The sequence below is a fragment of the Pseudomonas sp. DWP3-1-2 genome (genome assembly GCF_049896285.1).
GTDB lineage: Bacteria > Pseudomonadota > Gammaproteobacteria > Pseudomonadales > Pseudomonadaceae > Aquipseudomonas.
Genome location: NZ_JAFCTZ010000014.1, coordinates 101,049 through 111,740 on the forward strand (window position 1 = coordinate 101,049; position 10,692 = coordinate 111,740).

Genomic DNA, 10,692 nt, shown 5'->3' on the forward strand with positions numbered 1-10,692 from the left:
CATTGACGATAAAGGGACAAGGTTATCATGCGCACACCCAATCGCTTGTTGCTGGCTGGCCTGTTTGCACTCTGCCCGCTGATTGCTGTTGCCGCCGACGATGCACCGTCTGCAGACCCGGACGTTACGATCCGCACCGAGGGCGACAAGACCATCCAGGAATTCCGCCAGAACGGATTTCTGTATGCAATCAAGGTCACGCCCAAGGGCGGCAAGCCTTATTTCCTGGTGCGCGCCGACGGTAGCGAAGGCAATTTCATTCGTTCGGACCAGCCGGATATGCTGATTCCTTCGTGGAAAATATTCGAGTGGTAACGTCCCACATTCACTTTATTGGCTGGCAGTCCTGATATGTCCGTTTTTACACCCCTTGCTCGGCCCGAGCTGGAAACCTTTCTCGCCCCTTACAGGCTAGGCCGTTTGCGCGATTTCCAAGGCATCGCCGCCGGCAGCGAGAACACCAACTACTTCATCAGCCTGGAGCAGGGCGAGTTCGTCCTGACCCTGATTGAGCGCGGGCCGATTCAGGACTTGCCGTTTTTCATCGAGTTGCTGGATGTTCTGCACGAAGCGGATCTGCCCGTGCCTTATGCACTGCGCACCACTGACGGCAGTGCATTACGCGAACTGGCGGGCAAACCGGCGCTGCTGCAGCCGCGCTTGCCGGGCAAGCACATCAGCGAGCCGAACACTCAGCATTGCGTACAGATTGGCGAGTTATTGGGGCACCTGCACCTGGCGACCCGGGAGCACGTGCTGGAACGCAAGACGGATCGCGGCCTGGACTGGATGCTGGCCGAAGGTGCCGAGCTGGTTTCGCACCTTGACCCGACACCCGGTCAACTGCTGAAAAACGCGCTGGAGGAGATCGAACGCCTTAAGCCAGGCATCATGGCGCTGCCCCGCGCCAACCTGCACGCGGATCTGTTTCGTGATAACGCGCTGTTCGAAGGCACCCACCTGACCGGGCTGATCGACTTTTATAACGCGTGTTCCGGGCCGATGCTGTATGACCTGGCCATTGCGCTGAACGACTGGTGCTCTCGCGAAGACGGCCAGATCGACCCGCAACGCGCTCGGGCCATGCTCGGCGCCTACGCCGCGCTGCGCCCGTTCAATTCAAGCGAAGCCGAGCTGTGGCCCACTATGCTGCGTGTGGGCTGCGTCCGGTTCTGGCTGTCCCGCCTGATCGCCGCAGAATCCAACGCCGGGCAAGACGTGCTGATCCACGACCCGATGGAATTCCAGAAACGCCTGGAACAGCGTCAGCAGACGCATATTCCATTGCCGTTTGCGTTGTAAACAGCGCCACCTGCGCGGACCTCGTTGGAGCGAGGCTTGCCCGCGAAATCAGACGCCTCGGTGCGCCAGATACACCGCGTTATCGTTCTTGGCGAGCAAGCTCGGCGCCAACAGGTTCAGTGATTCGTTCCAACAATGCCTGGATCAAAGCGACTCCAGGCACCCGGCCAGGTCATCACCCAGCCGGCTCAGCAACAGCTCGTAACCTTGTGCGTTGACGGGCGTATCGCTGCCCAGCGCATCCAGTTCCGCCAGCTTCGCCGGCAGGCCTGCGGTCAAGGTCTCGGCCAGGCGCGGACGCAGGGGCGGTTCGCTGAAGACGCAGGTTTTGCCCATTTCAGTCAGCTGTTTACGCATCGCAGCCACATGCCGGGCACCGGGCCGGACTTCAGCCGCGACGCTGAACACGCCCGCATGCTTAAGGCCGTAAGCGTCTTCGAAATAGTCGAATGCTTCATGGAAGACAAAATACGGCTTGCCGGAAATGCCGGCGACACGGGCCTTGATCCGCGCGTCCAGCGCATCCAGCCGGGCACTGAATGCCTTGGCGTTGCTGTTGTAGCGCGCCGCGTTGGCCGGGTCGGTGACGCTCAGATCCGCCGCCATCTTCGCGGCAATCACCCGGGCGTTGAACGACGACAACCACAGATGCGCGTCCAGGCTTCCGGGGCGGTGGTCATGGTCGTGCTCTTGCGGGTCCTCTTCCTCATGGGAGGCGCTGTCGGCAGCAAAATGGCGCAGGTGCATGCCGGGCAGAGACTGAACATCGACAGCAGGCAGCGTACGATTTTTCAGCACTCGTGGCAGGAAGCTCTCCATGTCTGGCCCGATCCAATACAGCAGATCCGAGTCCTGGACGCGCCGCACGTCGGATGGACGCAAGGCGTAATTGTGCGGCGATGCGCCCGGCGGCAGCAGCACCTCCGGCGAGCCGACGCCGTCCTGCACAGCCGCTGCAATCAGCTGCAATGGTTTGATGCTGGTCAGGAGGCGGACCTCGGCCTGGGCGGGGGCATTTGCCAGAAAACTGGCCGATAAAGCGATGAGCAAAGCAAAAAGACGGTGCACGTGGGTCACTCATTGACGGCGGGAACGGGTAACATAATAACGTCTCTCACAAATATCGTCGCCGCTCATGCCTATAACACCGCTGGCCAGTCGTCCCCATGATCACTCTCACTGCGTCCACTCCGCCCTCGCTGAAGCCGATACGCTCTGCGCCGAAAAAGGCTTGCGGCTGACCGCATTGCGTCGCCGCGTGCTTGAGTTGGTCTGGCACAGTCACAAACCTTTGGGCGCCTACGACATCCTTGCGGTCCTGAGCGAAGAAGACGGCCGCCGCGCCGCGCCGCCGACGGTGTACCGGGCGCTGGATTTCCTTCTGGAAAACGGTCTGGTGCATCGCATTGCCTCGCTCAACGCCTTCACCGGCTGCAATCACCCGACCCACGCGCACCAGGGTCAATTCCTGATCTGCCGCGAATGCCACGCCGCCATCGAGTTGCAACACCCCGCCATCAGCAATGCGGTCATTGCCGCCGCTGCCGAAGTCGGCTTCGAAGTAGAAGGCCAGACCGTTGAAATCGTCGGTGTCTGTTCCGGCTGCAAGGCGGCCTGATGAGCGACGCGTTGATCAAGCTTGAGCAGGTTCGCGTCACGCTGTCCGGGCAAAACGTTCTGGAAAACATCCAGCTGAGCGTCAAGCCCGGGGAAATCGTGACCCTGATTGGCCCCAATGGCGCGGGCAAGACGACCCTGGTGCGTGCCGTACTTGGCCTGCTAACCCCGAACGCCGGTACGGTCTGGCGCAAGCCGAAGCTGCGCGTGGGTTACATGCCGCAAAAACTGCACGTAGACCCGACCTTGCCACTGTCGGTGCTGCGCTTTTTGCGTCTGGTGCCGGGTGTTGATCGCGCCGCCGCCCTGGCCGCCCTTGTCGAGGTCGGTGCCGAAAAAGTCATCGACAGCCCGTTGCAGGGTGTTTCCGGTGGTGAAATGCAGCGCGTGCTGCTGGCCCGTGCGTTGTTGCGCGAACCGGAACTGTTGGTGCTGGACGAGCCCGTGCAAGGCGTCGATGTGGCCGGTCAGGCCGAGCTTTACAGCCTGATTACCCGCCTGCGGGACCGTCACGGCTGCGGCGTGCTGATGGTCTCCCATGATTTGCATCTGGTGATGAGCACCACCGATCAAGTGGTGTGCCTGAATCGCCACGTCTGCTGTTCAGGCCACCCGGAACACGTCAGCCACGATCCGGCGTTTGTCGAGCTGTTCGGCAAGAACGCCCAGAGCCTGGCGATTTATCACCACCATCACGATCATGCCCATGACCTGCATGGCGCCGTGGTTGAAGACACCGCCGGGCCAACCCCACCGACCCATCATCATAATCACGGAGATAGCTGCAAGCATGGCTGATTTTCTACTGTATGCCTTGCTTGCCGGCTTGGCGTTGGCGCTGGTGGCCGGGCCGTTAGGCTCATTCGTGGTCTGGCGGCGCATGGCGTATTTTGGCGACACGCTGTCCCACGCTGCGCTACTGGGCGTGGCGCTGGGTTTCCTGCTGGACGTGAGCCCGACCATCGCCGTGACCGTCGGCTGTCTGCTGCTGGCGATCCTGCTGGTGACCCTGCAACAGCGTCAGCCGCTGGCGTCCGACACCCTGCTGGGCATCCTGGCGCCGAGCACCTTGTCACTGGGCCTTGTTGTTCTAAGCTTCATGCACGATGTACGCATCGACCTGATGGCCTATCTGTTCGGTGATTTGCTGGCGATCAGCGCGACAGATCTTGCCTGGATACTGGGCGGAGCGGCGGTGGTGCTGGTGTTGATCATCGCGCTGTGGCGGCCATTGCTGGCAATCACCGTGCATGAGGAACTGGCCCGAGTCGAAGGGTTGCCCGTGGCGGCGCTGCGCATGGCCCTGATGCTGTTGATCGCGGTGGTGATTGCGGTGGCGATGAAGATCGTCGGCGTATTGCTGATCACTTCGCTGCTGATCATCCCGGCGGCTGCGGCACAACGTCACGCCCGTTCACCCGAGCAAATGGCACTGGGTGCAAGCGTGCTCGGCGTGGCTGCGGTGTGTATTGGCCTGTCCATGTCCTGGTTCAAGGACACCCCCGCCGGGCCGTCAATTGTGGTGTCGGCGGCAGGGTTGTTTTTGCTGAGTTTTGTTCTACCCAAGCGGGCGGTGTAGACTTGCTCGTTTTTTGCGCAATTAGAGAATCGCAGGAATGAAGCCGTTTGCATCCCGTTATCTGCTGCTTGCCGCATTTTCCATCCTGTTGGGTGCGTGCCAAAGCGCGCCCACCGTTGATGCGACCACGTCCGAGGCGCCGCCCGACGCGTTTGCGCAGCTTGAGCAAAACATCGCCAGCAACGAACTGGCAACCGCCGAAGATCAGCTGGCGGCACTGCAAGCCGCCGATCCTGCGGACAGCCGTCTGGAACAGCTTCAGCGCCGACTGGCAGAAGCCTATTTGAGTCGCAGCCAGATCGTGCTGCAAAAAGGCGATGTGAATGCTGCGGCAACGGCGCTCAGCCGCGCACGCGCCTTGATGCCCAAAGCCCCGGCGCTGACCAGTGGCGTCAACGGTGCCATTGCCCACGCCCGTAAAGCCGAGCTGGATAAAGCTGAAGCCGATTTGAAAGCAGCCGAAGCCCGACGTGTCGCCAAACTGGTTGATCCCACGGCCGAAAGCACGACGATTGTTCTGAAAACGAGCGATATAGAGCAGATGCGTCGACAACTGGATGCGATTGCCGCCGATACGGTTGCGTTCAACTGTGATGTGGTGGTGCAAGTACCGCGCACCGAAGACTACCCGTGGCTGGCCCACTTGCTGACCAAGCGGGTCAACAGGATCAATCCTGATTTCGAGCTGGATCTGCGCCGCGTGATCGAGCGCAATGAGAAGGCTCAGATCGTGTTGAAGCCCGCGCAGCTGTAAAGACCGATAAAGCCTCGCGGCTGAAGTCGCTCCTACAGATCGCGCAGACCTATAGGAGCAGCCGCAAAGGTCTTAAGCCGGAATGGCTTTGGCCTTAGGCTCACGCGCCCAGACCCGATGCTGGGCCATCGCATCGAAGAACGTCTTGAACGACGCACTGTCCGTCACTTCCAGCAGACCGGCATCCAGGTCCAGATGCAGCAACGACACCAGATCCCTGGCCTCTGCGCTGAACGAGATGGCCTTGAGGTGCTTGTAGGCTTCCAGCACGTAGTGCAGCGCCACGCCGTCACCGCTCAGTGCCTTGATGGAATCAGCACCGCCCGGAATGAATACCGCATCGAATGCAACCGACGGCAGGCCTTCCATTGACGCGTCAACGGCAAGCGTTGCGCCGCCAGCGGTTTTGACCGGTGCCGAAGTCGGGCCCAACACCTTGGCGTGAGCGCCTTGCGCTTCCAGCGCGGCTTTCATCGCGGCCACGGCCTTATCGTCTACGCCATTGGCGACCAGAATGGCCACTTTGCGCGAAACGATATCGCCGGAAAGCAGGTTGGCCTGGCTCAGCAACGGCGATTCCTGGATGGAAGTCGACTTGGCGGGCACCGTAGCGGCTTTCGGCGCAGGCAGGCCCAGATTGGCGGCAACACGGGTGGCGAGCTCCATATCGATGTTAGCCAGAATCTCGTTCACCTGACGCGCACGGATGTGTTCACGCTCGACTTTGCCCAGCTCGAAACTATACGCCGCGATGATGTGCTCTTTCTCATGGGGGGCCATGCTGTTGAAGAACAGCGTCGCCTGAGAGAAGTGATCACCAAACGACTCGCTGCGCTCACGCACTTTGTGCGCCTCGACGCGCTCGTGATACGTCTCGAAACCGCCATCCACCGGACCGGCCGGTGTTTCTTTCGGCCAGCCGCCATCGATGGAGTTGGGCTCGTAAGCTGCACGTCCTTTGTCGATCGTGGTGCGGTGCTGTGCGTCACGTTGGCCGTTGTGATTCGGCGCAACCGGACGGTTGATCGGGATCTCGTGGAAGTTCGGCCCGCCCAGACGGCTGATCTGCGTGTCGGTGTACGAGAACAGACGACCTTGCAGCAGCGGATCGTTGGAGAAGTCGATACCCGGCACGATATGGCCAGGGCAGAACGCGACCTGCTCGGTTTCCGCAAAGAAGTTGTCCGGATTGCGGTTCAGCACCATCTTGCCCAGCGGCGTGACGGGCACCAGCTCTTCCGGGATGATCTTGGTCGGGTCCAGCAGGTCGAAGTCGAACGTGTGCTCGTCTTCTTCCGCCACGATCTGCACGCCCAGTTCCCACTCAGGGTAATCACCGGTTTCGATGGATTCCCACAGGTCGCGGCGGTGGAAATCAGTGTCCTTGCCGGCCAGTTTCTGCGCTTCGTCCCACACCAGCGAACAGGTGCCGAACTTGGGTTTCCAGTGAAACTTGACGAAGCTGGACTTGCCTTCGGCATTGATCATGCGGAACGTGTGCACGCCGAAACCTTGCATGGTGCGCAGGCTTTTCGGGATGGCACGGTCGGACATGGTCCAGAGCACCATGTGCGCGGATTCCGGCACCAGGGAAACAAAGTCCCAGAACGTGTCGTGGGCGGAGCCGCCGGTCGGGATTTCGTTATGCGGCTCAGGTTTCACGGCGTGGACAAAGTCCGGAAACTTGATCGCATCCTGAATGAAAAATACCGGCATGTTGTTGCCGACCAGGTCGTAGTTGCCTTCGCCGGTGTAGAACTTGACCGAAAACCCGCGAACGTCACGAACCGTGTCGCCTGAGCCACGTGGGCCTTGTACGGTCGAGAAACGCGCAAATACCGGCGTTTTCTTGCCCGGATCGCGCAGGAATTCAGCTTTGCTCAAGGCGGAGTGATTTTCATAGGTCTGGAAATAGCCATGGGCACCGGTGCCGCGGGCGTGGACGATACGCTCCGGGATACGCTCATGGTCAAAGTGGGTGATCTTCTCGCGCATGATGAAATCTTCAAGCAGCGAAGGACCGCGTGCACCCACTTTCAAGGTGTTCTGGTTATCCGAGACCTTTACGCCCTGATTGGTGCGCAACGCCTGTTGGGTAGCGTCGGATCGAAATTGCTCAAGGCTCTCGAGCTTTTCATTGGTGTTGCCGCGATCGAGCGTATCAGTGCCCGCCAGTTCGCTTGGGGTGCTGGGTGTCAGGGGTGTGTTTTCAGTAGCCATCAGGCAAGAGCTCCTCGGTTAAAACGGCCCGTATGCTCGATTCGGCAGGGCTCAAGACAATTGGAAGTCCCCCTTGAACAGAACCTGGGGGAATTACCTTGCTCATTGAGTGACCGAGGAAAAAATGACCCGTTCCGTGATTTTTCCGATCTTCGGTCGGCCGGTAGCCGGAATCCTGCGGGCCCGTTTTTGGCGAAACCATTGATCGGCTTATTCCAATTTGAAAGGTCGCTTATGAAATAAATGCTAAATACCTCACGGCGGACAGGCTAAAATGCGCGCCCGGCTTATCCAGCCGATGCGAAGCAGCCCGTGCGCGTCCTGCCACTGCGCTGATTTTTTTACCGCGCCCCACAAGGTTCGCTACGTGATCGAGTTTCATAACGTCCACAAAACCTATCGGGTGGCAGGCAAGGAAATCCCGGCCCTGCACCCCACCAGCCTGCGTGTCGAAGACGGCCAGGTGTTCGGCCTCATCGGCCATTCCGGCGCAGGCAAAAGTACGTTGCTGCGCCTGATCAATCGCCTGGAAACCCCAAGCGGTGGGCAGATCATCGTTGATGACGAAGACGTCACGGCGCTGGACGCCAACGGCTTGCGGCGCTTTCGCCAGCAGGTCGGGATGATCTTCCAGCACTTCAATTTGCTGGCCTCCAAGACGGTGGCCGACAACGTCGCCATGCCGCTGACGCTGGCCGGCGATATGTCCCGCCGCGAGATCGACCAGCGTGTCGCCGAACTGCTGGCGCGGGTCGGCCTGGCCGATCATGCGAAGAAATACCCGTCCCAATTGTCCGGCGGCCAGAAACAGCGCGTCGGCATCGCCCGCGCCTTGGCCACCAAGCCGAAAATCCTGCTGTGCGACGAAGCCACCAGCGCACTGGACCCGCAAACCACGGCGTCGGTGCTGCAATTGCTGGCCGAGATCAATCGCGAGTTGAAGTTGACCATCGTCCTGATCACCCACGAGATGGACGTGATCCGCCGGGTCTGTGATCACGTAGCGGTGATGGATGCCGGTGTGATTGTCGAGCAGGGCACGGTGGCTGATGTGTTCCTGCACCCGCAGCACGCAACCACCAAGCGCTTTGTTCAGGAACACGAGCAAGTCGATGAAAACGAGCAACGCGATGACTTCGCCCATGTCGAAGGCCGCATCGTTCGCCTGACGTTCCAGGGCCAGGCCACCTACGCGCCGCTGCTGGGCACGGTTGCACGGGAAACCGGCGTCGATTACAGCATCCTGGCCGGTCGCATCGACCGCATCAAAGACACCCCTTATGGGCAACTGACACTGGCCATCACTGGCGGCGACATGGAAGCCGCGTTCGCGCGCTTCACCGCCGCGGATGTTCACATGGAGGTGCTGCGCTGATGCAAGCGTTCATCGAACTGTTTTCCAACGTCGACTGGCAGGAAATCTGGATCGCCACCGGCGACACCCTGAACATGCTGGTGGTGTCCCTGGGCTTCACCGTCCTGTTCGGCCTGCCGCTGGGGGTGCTGCTGTTCCTCACTTCGCCGCGCCAACTGCTGGAAAACAAACCGTTGTATTCGGTGCTCTCAGTGGTGGTCAACCTGCTGCGCGCCTTGCCGTTCATCATTCTGCTGATCGTCATGATGCCGCTGACGCAGATCATCACCGGCACATCGCTGGGCATCCTGGGCACCTTGCCGCCCCTGATAGCCGGGGCCACGCCGTTCTTTGCGCGACTAGTGGAAACGTCCCTGCGTGAAGTGGATAAAGGCATCATCGAAGCGACTCAGGCCATGGGCGCCACCACCCGCCAGATCATCGTCAAGGCGCTGTTGCCCGAGGCGCGTCCCGGCATTCTGGCGGCCATTACGGTGACCGCCATTGCGCTGGTATCGTTTACCGCAATGGCCGGTGCCGTGGGCGCGGGCGGTCTGGGTGATCTGGCGATTCGCTACGGTTACCAGCGCTTCCAGAACGATGTGATGTTTGTCACGGTCGTATTGCTGTTGGTGCTGGTGCAGATCCTGCAAACCATTGGCGACAAACTGGTCGCGCATTACTCGCACCGATAACTGAATTGGCTGGTACTCAACCAGCAAAAGCCCGCCATACGGCGGGCGCTCAAAGGAGTTGATCCATGAAAAAGCTGTTGGCCGTATTTGCTGCTGTTGCCGCGCTGTCCGCGCACGCTGATGAAACCCTGACCGTCGCCGCCAGCGCCGTTCCCCACGCCGAGATCCTGGAGTTCGTGAAACCGACCCTGGCCAAGGAAGGCGTAGACCTGCAGATCAAGGTCTTCAACGACTACGTGCAGCCCAATCTGCAAGTGGCGGAAAAGCGCATGGACGCCAACTTCTTCCAGCACCAGCCGTACCTGGATGAGTTCAACAAGGGTAAGGGCACTGATCTGGTCAGCGTCGCCAAGGTTCACGTCGAACCGTTCGGTGCGTATTCGGACAAACTCAAATCCCTGGCCGACCTTCCCGATGGCGCCAACGTTGCTATCCCCAACGATGCCACCAACGAAGGCCGTGCGTTCCTGCTGCTGGCCAAGGCCGGCCTGATCACCCTGAAGGACCCGACCAGCATCCTGGCCACCCCGAAGGACGTGCTGCAGAACCCGAAAAACCTGAAATTCCGTGAGCTGGAAGCCGCCACGTTGCCACGGGTGCTGACTCAGGTTGACCTGGCGTTGATCAACACCAACTACGCGCTGTCTGCCAAGCTTGACCCCACCAAGGATGCGTTGATCATCGAAGGTGCAGAGTCGCCGTACGCCAACATTCTGGTGACTCGCTCCGAAAACAAGGATGCCGACGCTATCCAGAAACTCGTGGCTGCCTTGCACAGCCCGGAAGTGAAAGCGTTCATTCTCGAAAAGTACAAAGGCGCCGTGGTTCCAGCGTTTTGATGTGAAGTCACCCGATCGCTGCTCGTGAGCGCCTACAAAACATGTGTAGGAGCTCACGAGCAGCGCGAGGCAGCGATAGCTTTATAAGGGCCGTCGTATCGACTGACGCACCGCATTTCCCGTAGGAGCTACCGGGGTGGCGATCCACCTTGCTCGCGATGGCGGCGGGTCAGTCAATATTGGGGGCGTCTGAATATCGAATCGCGAGCAAGCTGTTGTGGCTCAATATTTATGGACCATGATGTAGGAGTATCAACCTAAGGAAGCATCATGGGATTTCGGGTCGTTACTGCCGAAGAAAAAGCCGAAGCTATTCGTCTGGTCGTTGAGTT

The 10,692-nt window shown here is 60.1% G+C and carries 11 protein-coding genes; 9 read left to right on the forward strand and 2 right to left on the reverse strand.

Annotation, left to right across the window (positions count from 1 at the left end):
- Window positions 1–27: 27 nt before the first annotated feature.
- Entirely contained in the window at window positions 28–315 is a 288-nt protein-coding gene (locus ACP7B0_RS21945; RefSeq protein WP_426143786.1) for a DUF2782 domain-containing protein, read from the forward strand.
- Between the two features lie 36 nt (window positions 316–351).
- The gene (locus ACP7B0_RS21950) at window positions 352–1,302 is read left to right on the forward strand and encodes a homoserine kinase (RefSeq protein ID WP_426143787.1); all 951 of its coding nucleotides are present in this window, start codon (window positions 352–354) and stop codon (window positions 1,300–1,302) included.
- Between the two features lie 144 nt (window positions 1,303–1,446).
- Here ACP7B0_RS21950 and ACP7B0_RS21955 read toward each other — a convergent pair whose 3' ends face one another.
- Complete coding sequence (locus tag ACP7B0_RS21955) at window positions 1,447–2,370, reverse strand: zinc ABC transporter substrate-binding protein (protein ID WP_426143788.1); 924 nt, start codon at window positions 2,368–2,370, stop codon at window positions 1,447–1,449.
- A gap of 67 nt (window positions 2,371–2,437) precedes the next feature.
- Here ACP7B0_RS21955 and ACP7B0_RS21960 point away from each other — a divergent pair, with 67 nt between their 5' ends.
- The 4 genes from ACP7B0_RS21960 to ACP7B0_RS21975 are packed head-to-tail and all read left to right on the forward strand — an operon-like array spanning window position 2,438 to window position 5,252.
- Window positions 2,438–2,920, forward strand: coding sequence for a Fur family transcriptional regulator (locus ACP7B0_RS21960; protein WP_426143789.1), 483 nt, complete (start codon window positions 2,438–2,440; stop codon window positions 2,918–2,920).
- Window positions 2,920–3,717 (forward strand): zinc ABC transporter ATP-binding protein ZnuC, encoded by a 798-nt coding sequence (gene znuC / locus ACP7B0_RS21965; protein ID WP_426143790.1) that lies wholly within the window; start codon window positions 2,920–2,922, stop codon window positions 3,715–3,717. Before ACP7B0_RS21960 ends, znuC begins: the two co-directional genes overlap by 1 nt.
- Window positions 3,710–4,498 carry a zinc ABC transporter permease subunit ZnuB gene (gene znuB / locus ACP7B0_RS21970; protein WP_426143791.1) on the forward strand — a complete coding sequence of 263 codons (789 nt, stop codon included), beginning with the start codon at window positions 3,710–3,712 and terminating at the stop codon, window positions 4,496–4,498. Before znuC ends, znuB begins: the two co-directional genes overlap by 8 nt.
- Window positions 4,499–4,535: 37 nt before the next feature.
- Window positions 4,536–5,252, forward strand: coding sequence for a PA5502 family lipoprotein (locus tag ACP7B0_RS21975; RefSeq protein WP_426143792.1), 717 nt, complete (start codon window positions 4,536–4,538; stop codon window positions 5,250–5,252).
- 72 nt (window positions 5,253–5,324) lie between these two features.
- Here the strand turns inward: ACP7B0_RS21975 and katE are convergent, their stop codons facing one another.
- On the reverse strand, window positions 5,325–7,472 hold the full coding sequence (gene katE / locus ACP7B0_RS21980) for a catalase HPII (protein ID WP_426143793.1): 2,148 nt from the start codon (window positions 7,470–7,472) through the stop codon (window positions 5,325–5,327).
- A 367-nt stretch (window positions 7,473–7,839) separates the two neighbouring features.
- Here katE and ACP7B0_RS21985 point away from each other — a divergent pair, with 367 nt between their 5' ends.
- The 3 genes from ACP7B0_RS21985 to ACP7B0_RS21995 all read left to right on the forward strand — a co-directional run bounded on the left by ACP7B0_RS21985 (window position 7,840) and on the right by ACP7B0_RS21995 (window position 10,360).
- On the forward strand, window positions 7,840–8,847 hold the full coding sequence (locus ACP7B0_RS21985) for a methionine ABC transporter ATP-binding protein (protein WP_426143794.1): 1,008 nt from the start codon (window positions 7,840–7,842) through the stop codon (window positions 8,845–8,847).
- Window positions 8,847–9,521 carry a methionine ABC transporter permease gene (locus ACP7B0_RS21990; RefSeq protein ID WP_426143795.1) on the forward strand — a complete coding sequence of 225 codons (675 nt, stop codon included), beginning with the start codon at window positions 8,847–8,849 and terminating at the stop codon, window positions 9,519–9,521. Before ACP7B0_RS21985 ends, ACP7B0_RS21990 begins: the two co-directional genes overlap by 1 nt.
- A 65-nt stretch (window positions 9,522–9,586) precedes the next feature.
- Window positions 9,587–10,360 (forward strand): MetQ/NlpA family ABC transporter substrate-binding protein, encoded by a 774-nt coding sequence (locus ACP7B0_RS21995; RefSeq protein ID WP_426143797.1) that lies wholly within the window; start codon window positions 9,587–9,589, stop codon window positions 10,358–10,360.
- Window positions 10,361–10,692 lie beyond the last annotated feature (332 nt).

Bases quoted from the DNA above. Each gene is read 5' to 3' on its own strand.
- ACP7B0_RS21950 (WP_426143787.1), top strand. From the start codon at position 352: ATGTCCGTTTTTACACCCCTTGCTCGGCCCGAGCTGGAAACCTTTCTC.
- ACP7B0_RS21945 (WP_426143786.1), top strand. From the start codon at position 28: ATGCGCACACCCAATCGCTTGTTGCTGGCTGGCCTGTTTGCACTCTGC.
- znuC (WP_426143790.1), top strand. From the start codon at position 2,920: ATGAGCGACGCGTTGATCAAGCTTGAGCAGGTTCGCGTCACGCTGTCC.
- ACP7B0_RS21990 (WP_426143795.1), top strand. From the start codon at position 8,847: ATGCAAGCGTTCATCGAACTGTTTTCCAACGTCGACTGGCAGGAAATC.
- katE (WP_426143793.1), bottom strand. From the start codon at position 7,472: ATGGCTACTGAAAACACACCCCTGACACCCAGCACCCCAAGCGAACTG.
- znuB (WP_426143791.1), top strand. From the start codon at position 3,710: ATGGCTGATTTTCTACTGTATGCCTTGCTTGCCGGCTTGGCGTTGGCG.
- ACP7B0_RS21960 (WP_426143789.1), top strand. From the start codon at position 2,438: ATGCCTATAACACCGCTGGCCAGTCGTCCCCATGATCACTCTCACTGC.
- ACP7B0_RS21995 (WP_426143797.1), top strand. From the start codon at position 9,587: ATGAAAAAGCTGTTGGCCGTATTTGCTGCTGTTGCCGCGCTGTCCGCG.
- ACP7B0_RS21975 (WP_426143792.1), top strand. From the start codon at position 4,536: ATGAAGCCGTTTGCATCCCGTTATCTGCTGCTTGCCGCATTTTCCATC.